Source organism: Achromobacter xylosoxidans (genome assembly GCF_014490035.1).
In the GTDB taxonomy this organism is placed as follows: domain Bacteria; phylum Pseudomonadota; class Gammaproteobacteria; order Burkholderiales; family Burkholderiaceae_B; genus Achromobacter; species Achromobacter bronchisepticus_A.
This window is the reverse complement of the sequence record NZ_CP061008.1, coordinates 4,849,819-4,874,440: the sequence shown is the minus strand read 5'-3', so window position 1 is coordinate 4,874,440 and position 24,622 is coordinate 4,849,819. Positions and strand designations below refer to the sequence as shown.

General features: G+C 66.9%; 21 protein-coding genes. 15 read left to right on the top strand and 6 right to left on the bottom strand.

Going from position 1 to position 24,622, the window contains the following annotated elements; all coding sequences use genetic code 11:
* The first annotated feature begins 19 nt into the window (after positions 1-19).
* The 4 genes from rbfA to IAG39_RS31675 all read left to right on the top strand — a co-directional run bounded on the left by rbfA (position 20) and on the right by IAG39_RS31675 (position 3,357).
* Positions 20-421, top strand: coding sequence for a 30S ribosome-binding factor RbfA (gene rbfA, locus IAG39_RS22635; RefSeq protein ID WP_006388333.1), 402 nt, complete (start codon positions 20-22; stop codon positions 419-421).
* A 37-nt stretch (positions 422-458) separates the two neighbouring features.
* Positions 459-1,211, top strand: coding sequence for a tRNA pseudouridine(55) synthase TruB (gene truB / locus IAG39_RS22630; RefSeq protein WP_054450994.1), 753 nt, complete (start codon positions 459-461; stop codon positions 1,209-1,211).
* Entirely contained in the window at positions 1,208-3,031 is a 1,824-nt protein-coding gene (gene typA / locus IAG39_RS22625; RefSeq protein ID WP_059379277.1) for a translational GTPase TypA, read from the top strand. The genes truB and typA overlap by 4 nt, the downstream gene beginning before the upstream one ends.
* Before the next feature lie 158 nt (positions 3,032-3,189).
* Positions 3,190-3,357 (top strand): hypothetical protein, encoded by a 168-nt coding sequence (locus IAG39_RS31675; protein WP_223283508.1) that lies wholly within the window; start codon positions 3,190-3,192, stop codon positions 3,355-3,357.
* Positions 3,358-3,361: 4 nt separating this feature from the next.
* Here the strand turns inward: IAG39_RS31675 and cynR are convergent, their stop codons facing one another.
* Positions 3,362-4,273, bottom strand: coding sequence for a transcriptional regulator CynR (cynR, locus tag IAG39_RS22615; protein WP_059379275.1), 912 nt, complete (start codon positions 4,271-4,273; stop codon positions 3,362-3,364).
* A 153-nt stretch (positions 4,274-4,426) separates the two neighbouring features.
* Here cynR and IAG39_RS22610 point away from each other — a divergent pair, with 153 nt between their 5' ends.
* The 4 genes from IAG39_RS22610 (at position 4,427) to IAG39_RS22595 (ending at position 8,877) form a co-directional block, all read left to right on the top strand.
* Positions 4,427-5,653 carry a muconate cycloisomerase family protein gene (locus tag IAG39_RS22610; protein ID WP_118934808.1) on the top strand — a complete coding sequence of 409 codons (1,227 nt, stop codon included), beginning with the start codon at positions 4,427-4,429 and terminating at the stop codon, positions 5,651-5,653.
* Positions 5,654-5,695: 42 nt separating this feature from the next.
* A complete protein-coding gene (locus IAG39_RS22605; RefSeq protein WP_059379273.1) occupies positions 5,696-6,610 on the top strand; it encodes a dioxygenase in 915 nt (304 codons plus the stop codon).
* 109 nt (positions 6,611-6,719) lie between these two features.
* Positions 6,720-8,066, top strand: a complete 1,347-nt coding sequence (locus tag IAG39_RS22600; RefSeq protein ID WP_118934814.1) for an MFS transporter — start codon at positions 6,720-6,722, stop codon at positions 8,064-8,066.
* Between the two features lie 22 nt (positions 8,067-8,088).
* Positions 8,089-8,877, top strand: a complete 789-nt coding sequence (locus IAG39_RS22595) for a 1,6-dihydroxycyclohexa-2,4-diene-1-carboxylate dehydrogenase (protein ID WP_118934810.1) — start codon at positions 8,089-8,091, stop codon at positions 8,875-8,877.
* Positions 8,878-8,909: 32 nt separating this feature from the next.
* Here the strand turns inward: IAG39_RS22595 and IAG39_RS22590 are convergent, their stop codons facing one another.
* Positions 8,910-9,833 carry a LysR family transcriptional regulator gene (locus tag IAG39_RS22590; protein WP_059379270.1) on the bottom strand — a complete coding sequence of 308 codons (924 nt, stop codon included), beginning with the start codon at positions 9,831-9,833 and terminating at the stop codon, positions 8,910-8,912.
* Positions 9,834-9,961: 128 nt separating this feature from the next.
* Between IAG39_RS22590 and IAG39_RS22585 the strand changes: the two genes are divergently transcribed.
* Positions 9,962-10,945 (top strand): Bug family tripartite tricarboxylate transporter substrate binding protein, encoded by a 984-nt coding sequence (locus IAG39_RS22585; protein ID WP_118934812.1) that lies wholly within the window; start codon positions 9,962-9,964, stop codon positions 10,943-10,945.
* 43 nt (positions 10,946-10,988) lie between these two features.
* Complete coding sequence (locus tag IAG39_RS22580) at positions 10,989-12,413, top strand: M20 family metallopeptidase (protein ID WP_059379268.1); 1,425 nt, start codon at positions 10,989-10,991, stop codon at positions 12,411-12,413.
* Positions 12,414-12,772: 359 nt separating this feature from the next.
* On the opposite strand, the gene IAG39_RS22575 is transcribed toward IAG39_RS22580, so the two are convergent.
* The gene (locus tag IAG39_RS22575) at positions 12,773-13,399 is read right to left on the bottom strand and encodes a TIGR00730 family Rossman fold protein (RefSeq protein WP_059379267.1); all 627 of its coding nucleotides are present in this window, start codon (positions 13,397-13,399) and stop codon (positions 12,773-12,775) included.
* Between the two features lie 64 nt (positions 13,400-13,463).
* On the opposite strand from IAG39_RS22575, the gene polA reads away from it, so the two are divergent.
* The 3 genes from polA to IAG39_RS22560 all read left to right on the top strand — a co-directional run bounded on the left by polA (position 13,464) and on the right by IAG39_RS22560 (position 17,999).
* Positions 13,464-16,181 carry a DNA polymerase I gene (gene polA, locus IAG39_RS22570; RefSeq protein ID WP_059379266.1) on the top strand — a complete coding sequence of 906 codons (2,718 nt, stop codon included), beginning with the start codon at positions 13,464-13,466 and terminating at the stop codon, positions 16,179-16,181.
* Between the two features lie 117 nt (positions 16,182-16,298).
* The gene (locus IAG39_RS22565) at positions 16,299-17,138 is read left to right on the top strand and encodes a ZIP family metal transporter (protein WP_118933362.1); all 840 of its coding nucleotides are present in this window, start codon (positions 16,299-16,301) and stop codon (positions 17,136-17,138) included.
* 72 nt (positions 17,139-17,210) lie between these two features.
* Positions 17,211-17,999, top strand: coding sequence for a dienelactone hydrolase family protein (locus IAG39_RS22560; protein ID WP_088139343.1), 789 nt, complete (start codon positions 17,211-17,213; stop codon positions 17,997-17,999).
* Between the two features lie 79 nt (positions 18,000-18,078).
* On the opposite strand, the gene IAG39_RS22555 is transcribed toward IAG39_RS22560, so the two are convergent.
* A complete protein-coding gene (locus tag IAG39_RS22555) occupies positions 18,079-19,740 on the bottom strand; it encodes a Na/Pi cotransporter family protein (protein WP_059379264.1) in 1,662 nt (553 codons plus the stop codon).
* A gap of 173 nt (positions 19,741-19,913) precedes the next feature.
* Here IAG39_RS22555 and IAG39_RS22550 point away from each other — a divergent pair, with 173 nt between their 5' ends.
* Positions 19,914-21,305 carry an L-serine ammonia-lyase gene (locus tag IAG39_RS22550; RefSeq protein ID WP_059379339.1) on the top strand — a complete coding sequence of 464 codons (1,392 nt, stop codon included), beginning with the start codon at positions 19,914-19,916 and terminating at the stop codon, positions 21,303-21,305.
* Positions 21,306-21,345: 40 nt separating this feature from the next.
* Here IAG39_RS22550 and IAG39_RS22545 read toward each other — a convergent pair whose 3' ends face one another.
* Both IAG39_RS22545 and htpX read right to left on the bottom strand, forming a co-directional pair.
* Complete coding sequence (locus IAG39_RS22545) at positions 21,346-22,473, bottom strand: lactonase family protein (RefSeq protein ID WP_118933361.1); 1,128 nt, start codon at positions 22,471-22,473, stop codon at positions 21,346-21,348.
* A 235-nt stretch (positions 22,474-22,708) separates the two neighbouring features.
* The gene (htpX, locus tag IAG39_RS22540) at positions 22,709-23,590 is read right to left on the bottom strand and encodes a protease HtpX (protein WP_013392481.1); all 882 of its coding nucleotides are present in this window, start codon (positions 23,588-23,590) and stop codon (positions 22,709-22,711) included.
* A gap of 151 nt (positions 23,591-23,741) precedes the next feature.
* On the opposite strand from htpX, the gene IAG39_RS22535 reads away from it, so the two are divergent.
* Complete coding sequence (locus tag IAG39_RS22535; RefSeq protein WP_054451009.1) at positions 23,742-24,596, top strand: DMT family transporter; 855 nt, start codon at positions 23,742-23,744, stop codon at positions 24,594-24,596.
* The last annotated feature ends 26 nt before the right edge of the window (positions 24,597-24,622 follow it).

Here is a 24,622-nt window from a genome sequence, read left to right as displayed (position 1 = left end):
CCGCGAGGCATTTTTTCCAATGAGCCGTCACAAGTCCAAAGCCATCCCCGGCCGCAATCTGCGGCTGGCCGACCAGATCCAGAAGGATCTGGCCGGGATCATCCAGCGCGAGATCGACACGACCCGCGCTGGACTGATCACGCTCTCTGGTGTGGAACTGTCGACCGATTACGCGCATGCCAAGGTGTATTTCACGGTTCTGGGCGCCGAGCCCGAAGCCGCGACCGCCTTGCTGAACGAAAAAGCCGGTTGGCTGCATTCCCAGCTGTACAAGCTGCTGCACATACACACTGTCCCCACTTTGCGCTTCTTCCACGACGAGCAGATCGCCCGTGGCATCGAAATGTCGATCCTCATCGACCGCGCAAACCGGCCCGGCCCGCACTCGGGCGTGCCCGACGAACCTGAAGACCAGTCCTGATCGGGCTGTCGTCACTGCTTTAAACCGGATTCCGACGATGGCTAAACGACGCGGGCTTACGCTCGACGGTGTGCTGTTGCTCGACAAACCCGTGGGTTTGTCGAGTAACCACGCCCTGCAACGCGCCAAACGCGCCATGGACGCGGCGAAAGCCGGCCACACCGGCACGCTGGATCCCTTTGCTACCGGCCTGCTGGTGTGCTGCATGGGACGCGCAACCAAGATTTCCGGCGCGATGCTCAACGCCGACAAGGCATATCGCGCTACGCTGCAATTTGGCTCCGAAACCGATTCTGGCGACCTGACCGGCAATGTCGTGTCCACCGCCGAGCCGGGCTTTACCGTGGATGAGCAGGCGCTGCGCGACGCGCTGTCACGTTTCTCGGGCACGATCGAGCAGATTCCGCCCATGTATTCGGCGCTCAAGCGCGACGGCAAGCCCTTGTACGAGTACGCGCGCGCCGGCATCGAGCTGGAACGGCCGCCGCGCCAGATCACGATTTACCGCATCGAACTGCTGTCCCTGAACGGGACCGAGGCAGAGATCGATGTGGCATGCAGTAAAGGCACATACATCCGGACGCTGGCCCAGGACATCGGGCGCGTGCTGGGCTGTTACGCCCACCTGACGGCGCTGCGGCGCACGCACGTCGGGCCGTTTTCCCTGGAACGCGCCGTTGCGCTGGATGCCTTGCAGGCCATGCCAGACCCCAAGCAGGCATTGCTTGCATTGAACGAATTGCCGGAGGGCTTGCTGCCCTCCACCCTGACCTTAAAGGACTCGCTATGACTCGCGCCTTGCGCAACGTCGCCATCATCGCCCACGTGGACCACGGTAAAACCACCCTGGTCGACCAGCTGCTGCGCCAATCCGGCACCTTCCGCGAAAACCAGGCGCTGACCGAACGGGTCATGGACTCGAACGACCTGGAAAAAGAACGCGGCATTACGATTCTGGCCAAGAACTGTGCCGTCGAATACGAAGGCACGCACATCAACATCATCGACACCCCGGGACACGCGGACTTCGGCGGCGAAGTCGAGCGCGTGCTGTCCATGGTCGACGGCGTGCTGTTGCTGGTGGATGCGGTTGAAGGCCCCATGCCCCAGACCATCTTCGTGACCCGCAAGGCGCTGGCCCTGGGCCTGAAGCCCATCGTCGTGGTCAACAAGGTCGACCGTCCGGGCGCCCGCACCGATTTCGTCATCAACGCCACCTTCGACCTGTTCGACAAGCTGGGCGCCACCGACGAGCAGCTGGACTTCCCGGTGATCTACGCCTCGGGCCTGTCGGGCTACGCCGGCCTGAATCCTGACGTGCGCGAAGGCAACATGCGTCCGCTGTTCGAAGCCATCCTCGAACACGTGCCGCAGCGCGACGACGATCCCAACGGTCCGCTGCAGATGCAGATCATCTCGCTGGACTACAACAGCTACGTCGGCAAGATCGGCGTGGGCCGCATCAACCGCGGCCGCATGCGTCCCGGCATGGAAGTGGCTTACAAGTTCGGTCCCGAAGGCCAGGGCGGCCGCGGTCGCATCAACCAGGTGCTGAAGTTCCACGGCCTGGAGCGCATCGTCGTGGACGAAGCCGAAGCCGGCGACATCGTGCTGATCAACGGCATCGAAGAACTGGGCATCGGCTGCACGGTGACCGACACCGCCAACCAGGACGTGTTCCCGATGCTGCGCATCGACGAGCCCACCCTGACCATGAACTTCATGGTGAACACCTCGCCGTTGGCCGGCCGCGAAGGCAAGTTCGTGACCAGCCGTCAGCTGCGCGACCGCCTGGACCGCGAACTGAAGTCCAACGTGGCGCTGCGCGTGCGCGACACGGGCGACGACACGGTGTTCGAAGTGTCGGGCCGCGGTGAACTGCACCTGACCATTCTGCTGGAAACGATGCGCCGCGAAGGCTACGAGCTGGCCGTGTCGCGTCCGCGCGTGGTGTTCAAGGATATCGACGGCGTGAAGTGCGAGCCGTTCGAATCGCTGACCGTCGACGTCGAAGACGCCCATCAGGGCGGCGTGATGGAAGAGCTGGGCCGCCGCAAGGGCGACCTGCAGGACATGCAGCCGGACGGCCGCGGCCGTACCCGCCTGGAGTACCTGATCCCGGCCCGCGGCCTGATCGGCTTCCAGAACGAGTTCCTGACGCTGACGCGCGGCACCGGCTTGATGAGCCACATCTTCCATGAATACGCGCCCATCAAGGAAGGCTCGATCGGCGAGCGCCGCAACGGCGTGCTGATCAGCCAGGATCACGGCGACGCCGTGGCCTACGCCCTGTGGAAGCTGCAGGATCGCGGCCGCATGTTCGTGAGCCCGGGCGATGCGCTGTACGAAGGCATGATCATCGGCATCCACAGCCGCGACAACGACCTGGTCGTGAACCCCATCAAGGGCAAGCAGCTGACCAACGTGCGCGCTTCGGGCACCGACGAAGCCGTGCGCCTGGTTCCGCCGATCCAGATGTCGCTGGAGTACGCCGTGGAATTCATCGACGACGACGAACTCGTCGAAATCACGCCCAAGTCGATCCGCCTGCGCAAGCGTTTCCTGCTGGAAAACGAGCGCAAGCGCGCCGCGCGCGAATCCGCCGTCTGATAATTGCGCGCAGCCTTGCTGCGCGTGACATCAGAAAAACGCAGCCCGTGGGCTGCGTTTTTTTTTCCCGGCGACGCGCCGCGCTGTTCCTTACTCGGTCGCACACGTCGCTTCGGGCGTGGCTGGCCTGCCTGAATGAATCCGCATTGGGGGCCGGCATGGCCCGCCTGCGCGCGCCCGGCCTGCCTTCCGCCAACATGCCTGAACAGCCCGCCCTGATGGAACGGCTGAGGGACCTTATGGCCGCGAGGAACAGCAACGATGCCGTGGGCGCGGTGCTGCGCACCATCTGGGACGGGAACGCCCACCGAGATTTGCAGAGCTAGAACCTCAGTGGCTGGAAGCGGCCGCCGCGCCGGGCAGGCGCTGTACCGCATCCAGCAGCCGGGCGGCGAACTCTTGCGCGGCGCGGCTGCGCGAGGCTTCCTTGCGCCACAGGATGGCTGCGCGGCGGATGGTGGTCGGGTCGGTGAGCGCGATGCTCTTGAGCCCCGATCCGGCCGCGCCCGCCGCATGTTCGGCGGCGATGGTGGCCAGCTCACCTTGCCGGCACAGGTGGATCAGGGCGTCCACCGACTCCATTTCCACCCGCACGTCGGGCATCAGGCCCGCCTGGGCGCAGGCCGCGTCTATCATGCGGCGCGTGGCGAAGCTGCGCGGCAGCAGCGCCAGCGGCACGCCCGCGAGATCGCGCATGCGCAGGCTGCGCCGCGAGGCCAGCGGGTGGTTCTTGCCGACCACCACCTGCAGGCGCTCGTCGAACAGGGGTTGCGCCTCGATTTCTTCACGCAGCGCCGGATGGAAGGAAATGCCCAGGTCCAACTGGCCGCTGACCAGCAGGTCTTCGATGGGGCCTGCCCGCAGATCGCGCACCTGAATCTGGACCTTGGGAAAGGCCAGGCTGAATCCGGCCACCGCGTCCGGCACGAAATGGGTCAGGAAGGTGGGAATGACGCCTATGGTCAGGGACCCCGCCTGCAGGCCGGCCAGATCCGCCAGGGCCATCTTGCCGGCTTCGATTTCCTGTAGCGCCCGGCTGGCGTGGTCGCGCAGCACCCGGCCCGCCTGCGACAGGCGCAGCCCCCGGCCGATGCGGTCGAACAAGGGCATGCCGAGTTCTTCTTCCAGTTGCCGCAGGCCGTGCGACAGGGTGGATTGCGTGACGTGCAGGGCGTCGGCCGAGCGGGTCAGGTGCTCGGTGTCGGCGACGCTGAGAAAGTAGCGCAACTGGCGCAGTTCCATCGAGAGACTCCTGGCGACCAGCCGGTCTTGGCGGCCGATGATTGCAAGTATATTGTTCGATAATATCGAATGATAAATGCAATATAAATCATTGGATGCAAAACCGGCCGAGCCCTAATCTTGCCGCATCACTCACGCAGGGCTTCAGGCTTTATGACATCCGTTTCGACCCCGGCTCCGATCACGGCAGACGACGCCACCTGGCGCATCGAGCGCATCCACGCAAGAATCGTCGACATCCCGACGATCCGGCCGCACAAGTTCTCGTTCGGCGCCATCAACCGGCAAAGCCCGGTCATCGTGCAGCTGTGGCTGGCCAACGGTGCCTGCGGGTTTGGCGAGGCGGCCACGATAGGCGGACCGTCCTGGAACGAGGAGTCGCCGGAAACCATCCTGCATGCGATCCAGAATTACCTGGCTCCCGCTGTGACAGGCGCCGATGCGCGCAGGTTCGCCGAACACATCAATCGCTTCGATGCCGTCTGCAAGGGCAATGCGTTTGCCAAGAGCGCGGTGGAAATGGCGCTGATCGATGCGGTGGCGCGCAGCCTGGGCGTGCCGGCCTGGCAGTTGCTGGGCGGCAAGCGCATCGAACGCCTGCCGCTGGCCTGGACGCTTGCCAGCGGCGATTCGCAGCGCGATCTGGAGGAGGCCGAGCAGATGATGCAGGCGCGCCGCCATCGCCTGTTCAAGCTCAAGATCGGCGCGCGCAGTCCGGCGGATGACGTGGCGCACGTGACCCGCATCGCGCGCGGCCTGGACGGCCGCGCCGACATGACGGTGGACGTCAACCAGGCCTGGGACGGCAACACGGCGCGCCGCTATCTGCCGCAGCTGGTGGAGGCCGGCGTGACCCTGATCGAACAGCCCGTGGCGAAGTGGGACGTGCAGGCCTTGCGCGAAGCGACGCAGTCGCTGGGTTCGGCCGCGCTGATCATGGCGGACGAAACCGTGTGCTCCGCGCAGGACGCCTACATGCTGGCCTCGCAGCGCGCCTGCCATGTGTTTTCCCTGAAGGTCGCCAAGCATGGCGGGCTGCTGCGCACGCGCGAGGTCGCGGCCGTGGCGCAAGCCGCCGGCATCGGCTGGTACGGCGGCACCATGCTGGAAACCTCGCTGGGAAGCGCGGCGTCGGCGCACGTGTTCGCCACGCTTTCCGACCAGCACCACGGTTGCGAACTGTTCGGCCCGCAGTTGCTGGTCGACGACATCGTCGAGGAGCCCATGGCCGTGCGCGACTTCGAACTCCATCTTCCCGACGGCCCCGGCTTTGGCGTCGTCGTCGACGAAAAACGGCTGGAACGCTTTGACCGCGCAAGGGCTGGCCTGACGCCCGCCACGGTCGACTTCGGCCGCCGCGGCGAGACCGCCGCGACCTGACCCACCACTTTTCCGATCATTCCAAAAAGCAGGAGACGCATCATGGCTGAATATACCCAGCAACAACTACTGGACCTGGTCAACAGCTCCCAGGTCAATCCGGGCAACGACCGCGTCCGGCAGATCACGCAGCGCATCGTGTCGGACCTGTTCCGCGCGATCGACGATCTCGACATCAAGCCCGACGAATTCTGGGCGGGCGTGGACTGGCTGGCGCGCCTGGGCGCCAGCGGCCAGCTGGGATTGATCACGGCCGGCCTGGGCTTTGACCGCCTGATCGACATCCGCGAGGAAGAAGCCGACGAGGCCGCCGGCCGCGCCGCCGGCACGCCGCGCGCGATCGAGGGGCCGCTCTACATCGCGGGCGCGCCCTTGTCCGACGGCGAGGCCCGTCTGGACGAAGATCCCGCAGCCGGCACGGTGCTGGTGATGGAAGGGCAGGTGCGCGACGTGGATGGCAATCCCGTCGCCGGCGCGCTGGTGGACGTCTGGCATGCCAACGAGCTGGGGCGCTATTCGCACTTCGATCCCGATCAGGCGGACTACCACCTGCGCCGCAAGATCAAGACCGACGCGCAAGGCCGCTACCGCTTCCGCAGCTTCATTCCGCCGGGCTACGCGATTCCGCCGAACAGCGCCACGTCCGAACTGTTCGTGGCGCTGGGCCGCCATGGCAACCGGCCGGCCCACATCCACTTCCTGGTCGCCGCCGAAGGCCAGCGCACCTTGACCACGCAGGTCAACATTCCGGGCGACACCTTCCTGGACGATGACTTCGCCTTCGCCACGCGCGACGGCCTGGTGGTCGAACTGCAGCCCAATACGCCGGCCGCCGGCTATGAGAGCCTGGGCGTGAACGCGCCGTTCACACGCGTCTGTTTCGACTTTGTGGTGCAGCCGGCGCTGGACGCCGACGAGGCCCGTCCGCAAGCCCGCATGGACCGCGCCACCGCCTGACCGATGCCTGGGCGGCGCCCGCAAGCGGCGCCGCCATTTTTTCCCCAAACCACCTAGAACAACCCGCAGGCGCGAGGCCGGGTTCGGCCGCGCCATGGAGACAACCATCATGACCGCGACTTCCAGTTGGTCGATCCCCACGCTGATCGACCAGGAACGGCTGGGCGCCTTTCAATGGCGCGTGCTGATCCTGTGCTTTCTGATCGCGCTTTTCGACGGCTTCGATACACAGGCGATCGCCTTTACCGGACCCGCGATCCTGGCCGCTTTTGATTTGAAGGCGGGCGCCCTGGCGCCCATTCTGACCGCCGGCATCGTCGGCATGACGGTCGGTGCGATGACCCTGGGCCTGATCGGCGACCGCATCGGCCGCCGTCCGGCCATCATGCTGGGCCTGGCCCTGTTCGGCCTGTCCACGCTGGCCACGGCCTGGGCCACCGACACCACCCACATTCTGGTGCTGCGCTTCATTGCCGGACTGGGCATGGGCGGCTGCACGCCGGTGCTGCTGGCGCTGGCCGCCGAGTACGGTCCGGCCCGTTTGCGCGGCGCCATCATGACCGGCGTGCTGCTGGGCCTGCCTGCGGGCGCCATGCTGGGCGGCCTGCTGGCCGCCCGCATGCTGCCCGTGATCGGTTGGGAAGGCATCTTCATCGTTGGCGGCCTGGCGCCGCTGGTCCTGCTGGCCGTGGCCTTCGTGATGCTGCCCGAGTCGCTGTACTTCAAGGCCACGCGCCGCGATCCGGAAAGCCAGCGCTATATCGCGCGCGTCCTGTCGGCGATATCGAGCCGCAAGCTGGGCGCGGATACGCAGTTCACCGTGCCGGAGGAATCCGTCGCGCGGGCCGGCGTGGGCGCGCTGTTCTCGGACGGCCACGGCGCCAAGACGGTGGCGATCTGGGCGGTGTACCTGCTGAATTGGGTGGCGTGGTTCATGCTGCTGTCGTGGCTGCCCACGGTGCTGAAGGCCGCGGGCCTGCCCGCCGAGCAGGCGCCCATGGGCACCGTCATCGTCAATGCCGTCTTCATCATCTGCGCGATTCCGCTGTCCTTCGCGCTGCCGCGCGTCAACACCCGGCGGCTTCTGGGCGGCATGTTCGCGCTGGGCATCGCGGTGGCCGTCGGCCTGAGCCAGGCCGGCGACAACTGGACGCTGGTCTTCATCCTGGTCGGCGCGGCCGGCTTCGGCATCGGCGGACAGCAGATCGCGCTGAACTACCTGGTCGTGGGCGCTTATCCGACCGCCTTGCGCGCCACCGCCACCGGCTGGGCCATCGGCATGGGCCGCGCGGGCGCGATCGCGGGTTCGGCAATCGGCGGCAGTTTCCTGGCCTGGGGCGGACCGTCGGGATTCTTCATCGCGCTGGCCATACCCCTGGCGGTCGCGGCTTTGGCGGTGCTGAGCCTCAAGCTCAAGCATGCGCGGCCGGACGGCGCGCTTTCGGCGGCGCATTGATACTGCAAAGGGCGATACAAGCATGAGCACACATCTACGTTTCGAGGGCCAGGTGGCCCTGGTGACCGGCGCCGCGCAGGGCGTGGGCCGGGCAACGGCGCGGCGCCTGGCGGCCGAGGGCGCGCACGTCGTCGTGGTGGACCGGGCGGAGGAGCAGGGCGCCGCCGTGGCCGAGGAAATCCGGGCCGCGGGCGGACGCGCCAGCTTTGCCCAGGCCGATCTGGAAACCCATGCGGGCGCGCAGTCCATGGTGCGCGCGGCGCTGGAAATCAACGGCCGCATCGACGTGTCGGTGCACAACGTGGGCGGCACGATCTGGACTCGGCCGTTCTGGGAATACACGCCCGAGCAGATGCAGCGCGAGGTCAACCGCTCGCTGTGGCCGACGCTGTGGTCCTGCCGCGAAGTCATACCGGTGATGCGGGCGCAGGGCGCGGGCGCCATCGTCAACGTGGGTTCCAACGCGACGCGCGGCATCTACCGGGTGCCGTATTCGGCCTCCAAGGGCGGCGTGCACGCCGCCACCGTCTGCATGGCCCTGGAGCTGGCGAAGTCCGGCGTGCGCGTCAATTGCGTGTCGCCGGGTGCGCTGGACAATGGCGTGCGGGCGATCCCGCGCAACCAGGAGACGCCGTCCGAGCAGGAGACCGCCTGGGTGGGCGAGATGTATGCGTCCTGCCTGCATGACACGCCGCAGGACCGGCTGGGGCAGGCCGAGGAAGTCGCCGCGGCGATCTGCTTCATGGCCGCGCCCGAGGCGTCCTACATTACCGGGCAGATCATGTACGTGGCGGGCGGCGACATAGGCTGACCCGCTGGACTGGCGGCTCGGCGGGCGTTTTTTCAGGCCGCCAGCCAGTCGAGGAAATCGCGGCCAGGTCCCTGGTCGCGCACGATCGCGCCGATCGGCTGGAATGAACCCGGCGATTCGATGCGCAGGCGCTGGAAATGCCCGTGCTGCATGTACCAGTTGCCCAAGGTCTGCGGCACCATGACCAGGGCCTGCTGCGCCTGCATGACGGCGATGAGCAGCGGCATGGGCGGGGCGGCGCTGCTCAGCCTGCACAGCCGCGGCACCACCCCGGCGCGTTCGAAGAAGGCCTTGAACACCGCGTGGATGGCCAGTTCCGGGCGGGGTTCTATCCACAGTTGGGACGCCACTTGCGCCAGCGTCGGCGCGCCGTCCGCATCCAGCAGCGGGTGGCCGGCAGCGGCCACGATCACCGCCGCGTCCTCCTGCAGCGGCACGAATTCCAGGCCGGCGGGCACGGCTTCCGGACGCCGGCACAGCAGCATGTCCAGGCTGCCGCTGGCGGCCTGGGGCAGTAGCTGTTCGCGGCTGCCTTCCACCACCTCCACTTGCAATCCCGGGCGCGCGTTCAGGTAGGCGGGCAGGCGCTCGGCCAGCAGGCCGCCCGTGGCTGCCGGGATGGCCCCCAGGCGTAGATTGCCCGTGGCGCCCTGGCGCAGGGCCGCCACCGAATCCGTGGAGGCGCGCAGCGTCGTCAGCATGCTGCGGGCGCACTCCGCCATGAGTTGGCCGCTGCGCGTGGTGCGCATGCCGCGGGCATGGCGCTCGAATAGCTGCACGCCCAGCAGATCCTCTATGTCGGCCAGCGCATGGGTGGCCGCCGGCTGGCTCAGGCCGATATGGCTGGCCGCCTGCTGGATGCTGCCCAGGTCGGCGATGCTGGCCAGCAATTGCAGGTGGCGCAGGCGCCCCTTGGCGAGCAGGCGGGACAGCAGGGTGGCGGGAGCGACGTCCATGGCGCAGGCAGGAAAGATATTCAAAATACGAATATATCCACGCATTAATGTATTTGAAATAAGGATATGCCCTGGACACAATGCTGCGATCCCTTACATCGCTTCCGTTCCCCAGGAGTGGCTGGTCCATGAAGTCCCGTCTGCTGCACGCGCTGGTATGCGCCGTAACTTTCAGTGTTTCGTCCCTGGCCGCCGCCCAGGACGCCTATCCCTCCCAGCCCCTGCGGCTGATCGTGCCCTTCGCGCCCGGCGGGTCCACCGACGCGCTGGCACGCGCGGTGGCCGAGGGCCTGCGCAAGGAACTGGGCCAGAGCGTGGTGGTGGAGAACCGCGCCGGCGCGGGCGGCCTGCTCGGCACCGAGGCGGTGGCCCGGGCCGAACCCGACGGCTACACGCTGGGCATGGCCACGGTCAGCACCATGGCCGTCAATCCGCTGCTGTATGGCACCAAGCGCGTCAATCCCGAAACGCAGCTGAAACCGGTGGCCTCGGTGGCGACGGTGCCGGTCGTGTGGATGGTGAATCCGGCGTTTCCGGCGCAGGATTTTGCGCAATTCCTGGCCGAGCTGCGGGCCCATCCGGGCAAGTATTCCTATGGTTCGCCCGGCGTCGGTTCGCTCGGCCACCTGAACCTGGCGGCGATGAACGCGGACCTGAAGGTCGATGTGCTGCACGTGCCGTACCGCGGCATGGGGCCGGCGCTGACGGCCGCGGTGGGCGGCGAGGTGCAGGTGCAGCAGGACCAGTACGCGTCCGCGCAATCGCTGGTCAAGGCCGGCAAACTGCGCGCCATCGCCGTGTCGGCGCCCGCCCGTATGCCCGACATGCCGGACCTGCCGACCATGACGGAACTGGGTTATCCGCAACTGAACGCGCTGGGCCAGACCTGGTTTGGCTTGGTCGTGCCGGCCGGAACGCCCGATGCCGTGGTGCAGCGCCTGAACCAGGCCGCGGTGCGCGCGCTGGCCGATCCCGCGCTGGTGCAGCGCCTGGCGGGCATGGGCGCGCAGCCCGACGCGGGCACGCCGCAGGCCTTTGCCGAGCGCATCGCGCAGACGCTGGCCGCCAACCGCAAAATCATTGAAACTGCCGGCATCAAGCTCGACGAGTGACCTGACCGGTTTTTTCCCCGCCATTACAGCCACAGGAGAAACAATGGGTGCCATCGATAAACTTGCGCCGTTCATCGACGCGCGCAGCGAGCGCTACGCGGAACTGAGCGACCGCATCTGGAGCCTGGCCGAACTGCGCTACGACGAGCACAAGTCCGCCGAGCTGCACATTGCCATGCTGGAGGACGCCGGCTTTCGCGTCACGCGCGACGCGGCCGGCATTCCCACCGCCTTCGTGGCCGAGGCCGGCAACGGCGGTCCGGTGATCGGCATCCTGGGCGAGTACGATGCGCTGTCCGGCTTGAGCCAGGAAAGCGGCGCCTACGCCTGCCAGCCTTCGCCGGAGACGCCGAACGGCAACGGCCACGGCTGCGGCCACCATCTGCTGGGCACGGCCGCGCATTTTGCGGCGGTGGCGGTCAAGGAGTTCCTGGAGGCCAACGGCCTGCCCGGCACCATCCGCTTCTACGGCTGTCCGGCGGAAGAGGGCGGCTCGGGCAAGACCTTCATGGCGCGTGCCGGCCTGTTCGATGACGTGGACGCGGCGTTGACCTGGCATCCCGCATCGCACACCGGCATCTTCCACCAGTCCTCGCTGGCCAACATCCAGGCTTATTTCCGCTTCCGCGGCGTCGCGGCGCACGCGGCCAATTCGCCGCACCTGGGCCGCAGCGCGCTGGACGCTGTCGAGCTGATGAACGTGGGCGTGAACTACCTGCGCGAACACATGGTGCCCGATGCGCGCGTGCATTACGCCGTGACCAACAGCGGCGGCATTTCGCCCAACGTGGTGCAGGCTCGCGCCGAGGTGCTGTACCTGGTGCGCGCGCCCATCAATTCGCAGGCCGCCGAACTGTACGAGCGCGTGCAGAACGTGGCGCGCGGCGCGGCGCTGATGACGGGCTGCGAACTGGAGATCGTGTTTGACAAGGCCTGCTCGAACTACATCCCCAACGGCGTGTTGAACCAGATCATGTACGCCAACATGCTGGCCTTGCAGGGTCCCGATTACACCGCGGGCGAGCAGCAGGCCGCGCGCCGCATGTGGGACGCGATCTCCGCGGACGACATCGACAACGCCGGCAAGAACCTGGGCGCGGTGCTGCGCAATCCCACGCCGCTGTTTGCCGGCGTGGCGCCCTACGAGCCCGGCCGAGCCGAGATCACCTACGGTTCCACCGACGTGGGCGACGTGAGCTGGGTCGCGCCCACCGCGCAATGCTGGGGCGCCTGCTACGCCTACGGCACGCCGTTTCATTCCTGGCAGATGGTGGCGCAGGGCAAGATGTCCATGGCGCACAAGGGCATGGTGCACGCGGCCAAGATCATCGCGGCGACCGCCGCCGATCTGTACACGCAGCCGGAGGCGCTGGCGCGCGCCAAGGAAGAACTGATGGAGACGCGCCGCGGGCAGCCTTACGTCTGCCCGATACCGGCGGACGTGCTGCCGTCGTTCATGCGCAAATAGAGGAAGGGCCCCCACGCCGCGCGCGCTTTGCGCGCTTGCTGCCCCCCGAGGGGGCGGCGCCGCCTTAGGGCGGCCTGGCGGCGGCGCGGGCCCCCAAGCCGCGCGCGCTTTGCGCGCTTGCTGCCCCCCGAGGGGGGCGGCGCCGCCTTAGGGCGGCCTGGCGGCGGCGCGGGCCCCCAAGCCGCGCGCGCTTTGCGCGCTTGCTGCCCCCCGAGGGGGGCGGCGCCGCCTTAGGGCGGCCTGGCGGCGGCGCGGACCCCCAAGCCGCGCGCGCTTCGCGCGCTTGCTGCCCCCCGAGGGAAGCGGCGGCGCCTTGGCGCGGCCTGGCGGCGCCGCGGGGCCTCAAGCTACATACGATTTCAGGCCGGCAGGGACGGCGCGTATTGCGCGTCCGAAATGACCTTGGCGTGGAATTCCACCACCTTGCGCACCACCTTCATGGGATCGTCCTCGATGATGAAGAGATCCAGGTCGTGCGCGCCTATCATGCCGTTGGCCAGCACCTGGCCGCCCAGCCATTCGACCAGTCCGGACCAGTACTCGCTGCCCACCAGCACGATGGGAGCGGGCGGGACCTTGCCCGTCTGGATGAGCGTCAACGCTTCGAAGAGTTCATCCAGGGTGCCGAAGCCGCCAGGCATCGCCACATAGGCGAAGCTGTGCATGAAGAAGGTTGCCTTGCGCGAGAAAAAATACTCGAATGACAGGCTGATGGTTTGGTATTCGTTGTTGTGCGCTTCGTGGGGCAGGCTGATGTTCAGACCGATGCTGGTGCCGCCTGCTTCGAACGCGCCCTTGTTGGCTGCCTCCATGATGCCGGGACCGCCGCCGGCGATCACCGCGAAACCGGCGTCGGCCAGCGCGGCGGAAATTGCGACGGTGGTTTCATAGTGGGGGGAATTACGGCTGACTCGTGCACTGCCGAAGACGCTGACAGCAGGCCCGATGTTCGCGAGCTTGTCTGCCGCCGTCCGTATCTCTGACATAATCAGCGGAATTTGTTTGTTGGCGGGTGTTTCCGCAGCTATTGCCATATCTGCCTTTGTAACCATGAAAAAAACCTTATTACTGGTCGACGGTTCAAGTTACTTGTACCGCGCTTTCCACGCTATGCCTGATTTGCGCAACGCGCAAGGCGAACCCACGGGGGCGCTTTACGGCGTGGTGAATATGCTGCGCAAACTTGTCTCTGATCATAAGGCAGAGTATGCCGCATGTATTTTCGATGCCCGCGGCAAGACCTTCCGTGACGATCTCTATCCGGAATACAAGTCGCATCGCCCGCCCATGCCTGAAGACCTGGCCGCGCAGATCGAACCCATCCACCGCGCCGTGCGCGCGCTGGGCTGGCCGGTGCTGGCCATCGAAGGGGTCGAGGCCGACGATGTGATCGGCACCCTGGCCAAGCGCGCCGCCGAGCATGACGTGCACACCATCGTGTCCACCGGCGACAAGGACCTGGCGCAACTGGTCAACAGCCACGTCACCCTGGTCAACACCATGACCGGCGAAGTGCTGGACGAGCCCGGCGTGGTCAACAAGTTCGGCGTGCCGCCCGATCGCATCGTGGATTACCTGATGCTGGTGGGGGACGCGGTGGACAACGTTCCCGGCGTGACCAAGGTGGGCCCGAAGACGGCGGTCAAATGGCTTACGGAATTCGGCTCGATAGACAAGCTGGTAGAAGGCGCGGAAGGCGTCAAGGGCGTGGCGGGCAGCAACCTGCGCGAGGCCATTCCCAACTTCCCGCTGACGCGCCAATTGCTGACCGTGAAGTACGACTGCGACCTGGCCGGCCATGTGGATAGCGTGGACGACCTGACGCCGCGTCCGCGCGACGACGCGACGCTGACCGAACTTTATGAACGCTATGGTTTCCGCACCTGGCTGCGCGATCTGACTGGCGACGCCGAGCGTGTGCCCACGGGCGACGCCCGCGTCGCGCACGAGGCGCCGGCCGCGCCGGTGGAACTGGATTATCAGATCATTTCCGATTGGGCCGCGTTCGACGCCTGGATGGAAAAGCTGAAGGACGCGCCCCTGGTCGCGGTGGACACCGAGACCACCTCGCTGGACGAAATGCAGGCCAGGATGGTGGGCATGTCGCTGGCGGTGGCGCCTGGCGTGGCGTGCTACATCCCGGTTGCGCACCGCGGCCCGGACAATGCGCCGCAGTTGCCCAAGGCCGAGGTGCTGGCGCGCCTGAAGCCCTGGCTGGAAGACGCGTCCCGCGCCAAGCTGCTGCACCACGCCAAGTACGACGCGCACGTGTTCGCCAACGAAGGCATCAAGCTGGCCGGCATCGCCGAAGACACGATGCTGCAGGCCTATGTGCTGGAATCGCACCGCGGCGTGGGCCTGAATGATCTGGCCCAACGCTATCTGGGCCGCAGCGGCGTGTCCTACGAGGACCTCTGCGGCAAGGGCGCCAAGCAGATCGGCTTTGACGAAGTGGCGGTGGACAAGGCCGGCCATTACGCCGCCGAAGATTCGGACTTCACCTTGCAGCTGCACCAGGTGCTGCGCCCGATGGTGGCCGCCGACGCAGGCCTGAACCGCATCTATCTGCTGGAAATGCAGGTGTCCTCGGTGCTGACCACGGTCGAGCGCAACGGCGTCAAGGTGGATGCCGCGGAACTCGGCCGCCAGAGCCACAAGCTGGGCCAGGAGATGCTGCAGCTCGAACAGAAGGCCTATGAGTTGGCAGGCCAACCCTTCAACCTGAATTCCCCCAAGCAGCTGGGCGAGATCCTGTTCGGCCGCATGCAGCTGCCGGTGGTGCGCAAGACCGCCAGCGGCGCGCCGTCCACCGACGAAGAGGTGCTGAGCAAGCTGGCGCTGGACTATCCGCTGCCGCAGGTGCTGCTGGAGTACCGCGGCCTGTCCAAGCTGAAGTCCACCTATACGGACAAGCTGCCGCGCATGATCAACCCGGACACGGGGCGGGTGCACACGCACTATTCGCAGGCCGCGGTGATCACCGGCCGCCTGGCCTCGTCCGATCCCAACCTGCAGAACATTCCGGTGCGCACCGAAGCCGGCCGGCGCGTGCGCGAGGCGTTCATCGCCGAGCAGGGCATGCTGCTGTCGGCGGACTATTCCCAGATCGAGCTGCGCATCATGGCGCACGTGTCGGACGACGCCAACCTGCAGCGCGCCTTCGCGGCGGGCGAGGACATCCACCGCGCTACCGCCTCCGAAGTGTTCGGCGTGGCGCTGGCCGACGTCTCCACCGACCAGCGCCGCGCCGCCAAGGCCATCAACTTCGGCCTGATCTACGGCATGGGGGTGTTCGGCCTGGCGTCCAACCTGGGCATCACGCGCGATGCCGCCCAGGCCTACATCGACCGCTATTTCGCCCGCTATCCCGGCGTGGCGATGTACATGGACGATACCCGCCGCCGCGCGCGTGAACAGGGCTACGTGGAAACAGTCTTCGGGCGCCGCCTGCAGCTGCCGGAAATCCGCGGCGCCTCGGGTCCGCGCCGCCAGGCGGCCGAACGCGCGGCCATCAATGCGCCCATGCAGGGCACGGCGGCCGACCTGATCAAGATGGCCATGGTGGCGGTGCAGGATTGGCTGGAAGCCGAACAGCTGCAGACGCGCATGATCATGCAGGTGCACGACGAACTGGTGCTGGAAGCGCCCGACGCCGAGCTGGAGCTGGTCAAGGAAGCGCTGCCGCGCCTCATGTGCAACGTTGCGGAACTGCGCGTGCCGCTGGTGGCGGAAGTCGGCATGGGCAAGAACTGGGAGCAGGCCCACTAGGGCCGGAATCACCCCGTCCCAAGACACATGGGCTGCCTTCGGGCAGCCCATTTCCGTTTTTGGTATTGAAACAATATAATGTTTCGCTTCCCTCCGCCTTAAAGCGTCCCCCCAAAAATGTTGCTGCTCTGGATCTTGCTCGCCACCGTCACCGGCGGGCTTATCGCCGTCCTTGTCGCCAGCTGGCTGGCCTACAAGGTCTTCGCGCAATACCTGCACCACATGGTCAGCCTGTCGGTGGGGGTGCTGCTGTCGGTGGCGCTGCTGCACCTGCTGCCCGAGGCCTTCGAGACCGGGGTGGGCGATGCCCACGTGCTGTTCGGCCTGATGCTGGCGTCGCTGATCGGGTTTTTCGTGCTGGAGAAGATCGCGCTGCTGCGCCACAGCCATCACCACGAGGGCGACGGCCATCACCACCACAAGGGACATGACCGCCACGAGGCGGGCCGCGGCGGCGTGCTGATCCTGATCGGCAGCTCCCTGCACAATCTATGCGACGGGGTGCTGGTGGCGGCGGCGTTCCTGACCGACCCCCTGCTGGGCGTGCTGACGGCGGCGTCCATCATCATTCATGAAGTGCCGCACAAGCTGGGCGACTTCGTGGTGCTGCTCAACGCGGGCCTGGCGCGCCGCCGCGCCTTCTCGCTGATCCTCTTCACCAGCTTGTGTTCAGCCCTGGGCGGCATAATAGGGTACTTCGTGCTGCAGCAGGCGCAGCAATGGGTGCCGTATGTCCTGGTGGTTGCAGCCAGCAGCTTCCTCTATATCTCGGTGGCCGACCTGATGCCGCAGATGCACGAACGGGTATCCCTGGCCGATGCCGTCCCGCAATTGCTGCTGGTCGGCGTGGGCGTGGCGCTGATCTACAGCGTCACCACGGTCATGCACCACGGGCACGACCACGAGGCCGAAGCCGGCCTGGCCGCGCCGCAAGCGGAGCATGGCCACCGGCATTAGGATCGGCGCGAGGCCATGCAGGCGCTGGCGGGATATCCGGCTTGGTTGATCATCCCTACACAGGAGTTCTTCATGAGTTTTTCCGCCGCAGCCGGCAATGTTGCGCCCACCGTGATCCACACGGACACCCAGGGCCTGGTCCACGGGGATTTCAAGCTGCCCGTGGCCGACGGCACGATCGCCGCCTATTACGCCGCGCCCGAAGGCAAGCGCGACCTGCCCATCGTGCTGGTGGTGCAGGAGATCTTCGGCGTGCACGAGCACATCAAGGACCTGTGCCGCCGGGTCGCCAAGGCCGGCTACCTTGCCGTCGCCGCCAATCTCTACGAGCGCCAGGGCGACGCCTCGGTCTATACCGACATCCCGAAACTCATCGCCGAACTGGTCAGCAAGGTGCCGGACGAGCAGGTCTTTGCCGACCTGGACGCCAGCGTGGCCTGGGCCGCCGCGCATGGCGGCGATCCCAAGCGCGTGGCGGTGACCGGCTTTTGCTGGGGCGGCCGCCTGACCTGGATGTACGCCGCCCACAATCCCGACGTGAAGGCGGCGGTGGCCTGGTACGGCAAGCTCAGCGTGGGCCATGGCCCGCTGATCAAGCGCTTTGCCTTCGACGTGGTCAACGAGTTGCACGCGCCGGTGCTGGGCCTGTACGGCGGCAAGGACGCCAGCATCCCGCTGGCCGACGTCGAAACCATGAAATCCAAGCTGGCCGCCGGCAACGACAACGCCCGGCGCTCGGAGTTCGTGGTGTATCCCGAGGCCGACCACGCCTTCCTGGCCGACTACCGCGCCAGCTACAAGGCCGAGGCCGCGCAGGACGGCTGGAAGCGCATGCTGGAGTGGTTCAAGCGGTATTTGTAGGATGTTGGGGGGCGGTGAAAACTGCCCGGGAGCACAGTTGAAAAAAGCCGACCACATAAGGTCGGCTTTTTCGTTCCGCTCAGTTCCCCGCTTCGCGCAAGCGGCTGGGCAGCAGTTCGCCGTGACGCGCCAACAGAGGATAGGCCGCCGCGCCGACCAGATGGGAGTTGATGCCCTTCATGTCGCGCAGGATATCCAGGTAGAGCGCGCCCACCTCGGCGGCGTCGACCTCGCCCCCTTTGATTTTCTGCAGGTGCGTGTCCGCCGCATTGGTCTCGATCGAGCGGAAGCGGGCCTTTTCTCCTGCCAGCGCGCGGGCCTGGCGCAGGTCGTCGTTGACGAACAGGGCGGCGGCGGTGCGCTGGTTGGCGATGAGCTGGCCCAGCGTGTCGTCCAGGCTGGCGCGCTGTTCCGGAGAGAAGACCCAGCCCTGCTTGCGCAGCTTGGAAATGTGGCTGAGCAGACCGTGGTTGGCGATGTCGCCGGCGTGGCCGATATTGCTGGTGAACGCCAGGATGGCGTCCAGGCGCTGGATGTCCTCGCGCGTCATGTTCTCCTGGTCCAGGGTCGCCAGGTAGGTGGTGATGGCGTTTTCCAGCTTGTCCAGCGCGGCGTCCAGCTGGCGCGCCTGCACCATGCGGTGGCGGTTGTCGCGCTTGAAGCCGGCGCGGGCGTAGAGCAACAGGGTCTGCAGCATGTCGGCCATGCGCAGGGCTTCGCGCGCGGCGTTGCCCAGGGCCACGGCCGGCACGTCATGGGCCCATTCATCCAGGTACTGGGGGCGCGACGGGTCGTTCGGATCCGCGCGCTTGGGTAGCCAGCGGGTCAGCAGGGCGGCGTAGGGCGTCAGCAGCGGCAGGAACACCAGGGCGATGACGGCGTTGAACAGGGTGTGGAAGTTGGCCACCGCGCGGGCCGGGTCGGACGCCAGGTCGCTCATCATGGGCTGCAGATAGGGCAGCAGGATCAGGCCGGCCAGCACGCCCAGCACCCGCGTCAGCAGGTTGCCCAGGGGCAGGCGGCGGGCGGCGGGATCGTCCCCGGTCACGCCTTCGATCATGGGGTTGATGGCGGTGCCGAGGTTGGCCCCCAGCACCAGCGCAAACGCGACGTGCGGCGCCACCATGTGATGGCTGGCCAGCGACATGACCAGCACCACCACGGCCACGCTGGAATGCGCCGCCCAGGTGAAGGCGGCTGCCAGCAGCACGGTGGCCACCGGCTGGGTCGACAGCGCGTCCAGGATCATGCCCAGCATGGGCGCGGTCTGGAAAGGCTGGAACAGTTCGACCAGTTGGTGCAGCGATAGCAGCAGCAGCCCCAGGCCGATGAAGACGCGGCCGAGGTCGCGCGTGCGGCCGGGCGGGTAGCGGCGGAACATCCACACGCCCGCGAGGATCAGGATGGGGGCGAGCGAGGTCAGGTCGAAGGACAGCAACTGGACGATGAGCGTGGTGCCGACGTTGGCGCCCAGCATGGCGGCCAGGGCCGGCGCCAGGCCGACGACGCCGCCGGCCGCGAAGCCCGTGATCATCAGGCCCGTGGCGGTGCTGCTCTGCAGCGCGGCGGTAATGCCCAGTCCGGCGGCGAAGGCCCGCAGCCGGGTGCCCAGGGCCTTGCCCAACGCCGCGCCCAGGGCGGCCCCGAAGGCGCGCTGTACGCCTGTTTGGACCATGTGCACGCCCCAGAGGAGCAGGGCGACGTAGCCGGCGAAGTCAAGCAGGGTAATGAGTCCGGACATCCTGGCGTGTTTCCATTCTTTTATGACAAGTAATAATTCTGTAATGATCGCATGCGCGGCGCTGCCGGGGGAACCTGTCCCCGCAATACAGCATACGCTTGCCGGGCCTGCTGCGCGCGGGCTGGCCTACGCGTATCATTGCCTCATCAATCCCAGATGCAATGGAGTTTTGCGTGGCCGTTTCCGTATTCGACCTGTTCAAGATAGGCATAGGCCCGTCTAGCTCCCATACGGTGGGCCCCATGCGGGCCGCCCTGTTGTTCGCGCAAGGCCTGGAGCGCGATGGACTCATGTCCAGCGTGGCCACGGTGCGCGCCGAGCTCTACGGCTCGCTGGGCGCCACGGGCAAGGGCCACGGTACCGACAAGGGCGTGCTGCTGGGCCTGATGGGCGAAGCCCCCGACACCGTCGACCCCGCCGCCATCGCCGGCATGATCGCGTCGGTGCGGGCCAGCCGCCAATTGCCGCTGCTGGGACGCTATCCGGTTCCTTTCGTCGAAAAGGAACACATGATGTTCTACCGCCGCGAAGCCATGGCGGAACATCCTAACGGCATGAAGTTTCACGCCTTTGACGCCAATGGCGAATCGCTGCGCGAGGCCCGCTACCTGTCGGTGGGGGGCGGCTTCGTGGTGACGGCCGGCGCGTCCAACAGCCAGGTCATCGCCGCGCACGACCAGTTGCCGTACCCGTTCCGCATGGGTCGAGAACTGATGGCCATGTGCAGCGAGAGCGGCCTGTCGGTGGCGCAGCTGATGATGAAGAACGAGCTGACCTGGCGCGACGAGGCCGAGGTGCATGCCGGGCTGGACCGCATCTGGCAGGTCATGCAGGACTGCGTGTCGCGCGGCTGCGGCATCAACTATCCGGAAGCGGACGGCGAACTGCCCGGCCCCTTGCGCGTGCGCCGCCGCGCGCCCGAGCTCTACCGCAACCTGACCCAGCGCGCCGAGCGCACCCTGTCCGATCCCCTGTCCGTGATGGACTGGGTCAATCTGTACGCCATGGCGGTCAACGAAGAGAACGCCGCGGGCGGGCGCGTCGTGACGGCGCCGACCAACGGCGCGGCCGGCATCATCCCGGCGGTGCTGCATTACTACGACCGCTTCGTGCCCGGTTCCAACCGCGAAGGCGTGCGCGACTTCCTGCTGACCGCGGCCGCCGTGGGCTTGCTCTACAAGTACAACGCCTCGCTGTCGGGCGCCGAGGTCGGCTGCCAGGGCGAGGTCGGCGTGGCCTGCTCGATGGCGGCGGGCGGCCTGGCCGCCGCCCTGGGCGGCACCGTCGAACAGGTCGAGAACGCGGCCGAGATCGGCATGGAGCACAACCTGGGCCTGACCTGCGACCCCGTGGGCGGCCTGGTTCAGATTCCCTGTATCGAGCGCAACGCCATGGCCTCCATCAAGGCCGTGAACGCTGCCCGCATGGCGCTGCGCGGCGACGGCCAGCACTACGTGTCGCTGGATTCCGTCATCAAGACCATGCGCGAAACCGGCGCCGACATGAAGACCAAGTACAAGGAAACCGCGCGCGGCGGGCTGGCGGTGAACATCGTCGAGTGCTGACGGGGGCGGGGTGACGACGATGCGGGAGGGCGAGCGGATGTCATGGCCTTGGGGGTCCTTTCCGAAGCAAGGGAAGAACGCAGGCCGGCGAGGAAATGGCAAACGGCACGCCTGCAGGCTGCAGCTGGCCGCTGTCCGGGTCGATGCGCATGCAGGAAATGCGGTGTTCGTCCTGGCTGGCGACCAGCAGGAAGCCGCCGTCCGGGGGGATGGCGGCGTCGCGCGGCGTGCGCCCGCCGGCGGGCCACAAGCCTATCGGCTCGAGCCACGGGGCGGATTCCAATAGCCGAAATCCCGCGATGCTGTCGTGGCCGCGGTTGGTCGCGTAGAGCCAGCGTCCGCTCGGATGCAGGCAGAGCGCGGACGCGGAGTTGGCGTTGTGCCAATCTGCGGGCAGCGTGCCGATCCGGGTGAGCGCCTGTGCATGGGGATTGCGTGCCGTGGGCAGTTGAACGACGGTCACGCTATTGGACAGTTCGTTGAGCACGAAGGCGCGGGTACCGGCCGGATTCAGCCGCAGATGGCGCGGCCCGGAACCTGGTCCGATCTGCAGCTGCAGGTCCGGGAGCAGATCCAGCGTGGTGCCCCGCAGGGCATGGCGGGCGACGCTGTCGGTACCCAAGTCACACAGGTAGACCGCATCGCCGGACGGGGTCGGCTGGGCGCAATGCACATGGGGGCTCGCCTGGCGGTCGCTGCGCGGACCGCTGCCATGGCGCACGATGATGTCGGGCGGGGAGATGGGCAACCCTTGTCCGTCGAGCCGGAAGCTCAGGAGTTCGCCGCTGCCATAGTTGGACACGAAGAGGCGGTCCGCCGCAGGGGTCAGGCAGATGTGGCAAGGGCTGGCGCCAGGGGTAGGCACATTGAGCAAGTGCCGCAGCGTGGCCGCGTCGTCGACCGCGTAGACGTCGATGCTGGCGCCTTCTTCCTGCTCACTCACGCCATACAGCAGGCCGAGGGACGCGGAATGGCACAGGTAAGAGGGATTGACGCTATGGCTGTGCACCCGCAATTCACGCAGCGCGGCCGTCGCGGAGTCGAAACTCAGCAGGTGGATGCCGCGCCCTATGCCATGCACATGCGGCATCGGCCGCGTATACGTGCCCACGGCAATCAGCCAGTTGGCCGTTCCGCGGGCCGGGGAGTGCGTATTCGATTCAGCCATGGTCTGCCCTCGACATCACGTCTATCCATACGGCCAGGACCGGCGCCAGGCCCCTGAAGTTATGCCCCCACCCCATTTAAGCAGGAATATCTGATCGTCAATCGTCCTCGGGGGGGGGCCCGCCTCGCATCCTTGGGGCGGTTTTTCTTTTGGACGGGGCCGGAAAAGACGATGGCCCGCGCAGGCGGGCCATCGAGTCAGGGTGACGGGCGCGCGGCCCGTCTGAGCGAAAGGCTTAGATCACCCGTGCATTTTGCAGCGCGGCGATGCGGGCCGGAATCGGCGGGTGCGAGGCGAACATCGCGGCCAGGCCGCCCTTGCCGGTGATGCCCGAGGCCTCGAAGGACTTGGGCAGCTCGCCCGGTTCCAGGCCGCCCAGGCGGGCCAGGGCGCGGATCATGGGTTCGCGGGCGCCCATCAGGTGGGCCGAGCCGGCGTCGGCGCGATATTCGCGCTGACGCGAGAACCAGGCCACGATGATCGAGGCCAGCACGCCGAAGATGATTTCACAGACCAGCACGGTGATGTAGTAGCCCGGGCCGATGCCGCGTTCGTTCTTGAACACCACGCGGTCGATGAAGTAGCCGACCACGCGGGCCAGGAACACGACGAAGGTGTTCACCACGCCCTGGATCAGCGTCAGCGTGACCATGTCGCCGTTGGCGATGTGCGCGACTTCGTGGGCCAGCACGGCGGCGACTTCTTCCTCGCTCATGCTTTCCAGGAGGCCGGTGGACACCGCGACCAGGGAGTCGTTCTTGAAGGCGCCGGTGGCGAAGGCGTTGGGGGCGCCTTCATAGATGGCGACTTCCGGGCGGCCGATGCCGGCGCGGTCGGCCAGTTGGTGCACGGTGTCGACCAGCCAGGCTTCGCGCTGGTTGCGGGGCGAGTTCGGGTCCAGCACCTGGGCGCCGGTGCTCCATTTGGCCATGGGCTTGCTGATCAGGAGCGAGATGATCGCGCCGGTGAAGCCGACCACCACCGAGAAGATCAACAGGGCGTTCAGGTTCAGGCCGTTGGCGGTGATGTAGCGGTCCACGCCCAGGATGCGCAGCGTGGCCGACAGCACCAGCATGACAGCCAGGTTGGTCAGGACGAACAGGACAATGCGTTTCATGTTTTTTGTGTTCCTCTGCGAGCAGGATATGCCGGGATTCGACACTGCTGCGGGCCGCCAGTTCCCCGACTCGCGGCGCCGCTTCCGGTGACGGAGAGTATAGTATCGCTTTCCCTTATTCCTCTTCACTTTTCCCTTAGCGTAGACCCCCATGCAGGCACTCTGGATGTTGCTGGCGTCCGCCATGTTCGCCATCATGGGTTCGTTCGTGAAGCTCGGCACCGAACACGGCGCCTCGCTGCCGCAAGTCGTTCTGTTTCGTGGACTGCCGTCGGTCATCCTGCTGCTGATCTGGGCCCGCGCCGGCCGCCAGTCCATCATTCCCGTCAGCTGGAAACTCCACCTGTGGCGCAACCTGTCCGGCGTCACCTCGATGTGGCTGGGCTTTTTCGCCATCGCCCATCTGCCCCTGGCCACCGCCACCAGCCTGAACTACACCGCGCCGCTGTTCATCGCCTGCTGGATGCTGGGCTGGGGCGGCGCGCAGCGCGACCCCGTGCGCATCGTGGCGGTGGCGCTGGGGTTCCTGGGCGTGATCGCGGTGCTGCGGCCCAGCATCAACGAGGACCAGTGGCTGGCCGCCCTGTTGGGGATGACCGCAGGCGCCATGTCGGCCATCGCCATGATGCAGATCCGCCAGCTGGGCCGGGTTGGTGAACCTGAATGGCGCACCGTGCTGTTCTTCTCCGTGGCCGTTTGCGTGTCCAGCCTGGCCGGACTGCTGTTCGAGGGCTGGGGCCACGCCGACTGGACCGGCTACCTGTCGCTGCTGGGCGTGGGCGTGACGGGCCTGTTCGGCCAGTTGGCCATGACCCGCGCCTTCGGCCTGGGGTCGGCGCTGCTGACGGCGGCGCTGCAGTACAGCACCATCATCTTCGCGGCCTTGCTGGGCATGGGCTTCTGGGGCGAACAGCTGGACGCCCTGGCCTGGGCCGGCATGGGCCTGATCATTTTCGCGGGCCTGTTGTCGATCTGGCGCACCATGCGCGATCCGAAGCCGGCCTGAGCCGCGGTCGCCCCACACCCTTACAG

Coding starts and splice junctions, on each gene's coding strand:
- IAG39_RS31675 (WP_223283508.1), top strand. CDS start 3,190: ATGGCCCGCCTGCGCGCGCCCGGCCTGCCTTCCGCCAACATGCCTGAA.
- rbfA (WP_006388333.1), top strand. CDS start 20: ATGAGCCGTCACAAGTCCAAAGCCATCCCCGGCCGCAATCTGCGGCTG.
- IAG39_RS22595 (WP_118934810.1), top strand. CDS start 8,089: ATGAGCACACATCTACGTTTCGAGGGCCAGGTGGCCCTGGTGACCGGC.
- cynR (WP_059379275.1), bottom strand. CDS start 4,273: ATGGAACTGCGCCAGTTGCGCTACTTTCTCAGCGTCGCCGACACCGAG.
- IAG39_RS22555 (WP_059379264.1), bottom strand. CDS start 19,740: ATGTCCGGACTCATTACCCTGCTTGACTTCGCCGGCTACGTCGCCCTG.
- IAG39_RS22575 (WP_059379267.1), bottom strand. CDS start 13,399: ATGTCAGAGATACGGACGGCGGCAGACAAGCTCGCGAACATCGGGCCT.
- IAG39_RS22545 (WP_118933361.1), bottom strand. CDS start 22,473: ATGGCTGAATCGAATACGCACTCCCCGGCCCGCGGAACGGCCAACTGG.
- polA (WP_059379266.1), top strand. CDS start 13,464: ATGAAAAAAACCTTATTACTGGTCGACGGTTCAAGTTACTTGTACCGC.
- IAG39_RS22560 (WP_088139343.1), top strand. CDS start 17,211: ATGAGTTTTTCCGCCGCAGCCGGCAATGTTGCGCCCACCGTGATCCAC.
- IAG39_RS22610 (WP_118934808.1), top strand. CDS start 4,427: ATGACATCCGTTTCGACCCCGGCTCCGATCACGGCAGACGACGCCACC.
- IAG39_RS22535 (WP_054451009.1), top strand. CDS start 23,742: ATGCAGGCACTCTGGATGTTGCTGGCGTCCGCCATGTTCGCCATCATG.
- IAG39_RS22605 (WP_059379273.1), top strand. CDS start 5,696: ATGGCTGAATATACCCAGCAACAACTACTGGACCTGGTCAACAGCTCC.
- IAG39_RS22600 (WP_118934814.1), top strand. CDS start 6,720: ATGACCGCGACTTCCAGTTGGTCGATCCCCACGCTGATCGACCAGGAA.
- IAG39_RS22590 (WP_059379270.1), bottom strand. CDS start 9,833: ATGGACGTCGCTCCCGCCACCCTGCTGTCCCGCCTGCTCGCCAAGGGG.
- typA (WP_059379277.1), top strand. CDS start 1,208: ATGACTCGCGCCTTGCGCAACGTCGCCATCATCGCCCACGTGGACCAC.
- IAG39_RS22565 (WP_118933362.1), top strand. CDS start 16,299: ATGTTGCTGCTCTGGATCTTGCTCGCCACCGTCACCGGCGGGCTTATC.
- truB (WP_054450994.1), top strand. CDS start 459: ATGGCTAAACGACGCGGGCTTACGCTCGACGGTGTGCTGTTGCTCGAC.
- IAG39_RS22585 (WP_118934812.1), top strand. CDS start 9,962: ATGAAGTCCCGTCTGCTGCACGCGCTGGTATGCGCCGTAACTTTCAGT.
- htpX (WP_013392481.1), bottom strand. CDS start 23,590: ATGAAACGCATTGTCCTGTTCGTCCTGACCAACCTGGCTGTCATGCTG.
- IAG39_RS22580 (WP_059379268.1), top strand. CDS start 10,989: ATGGGTGCCATCGATAAACTTGCGCCGTTCATCGACGCGCGCAGCGAG.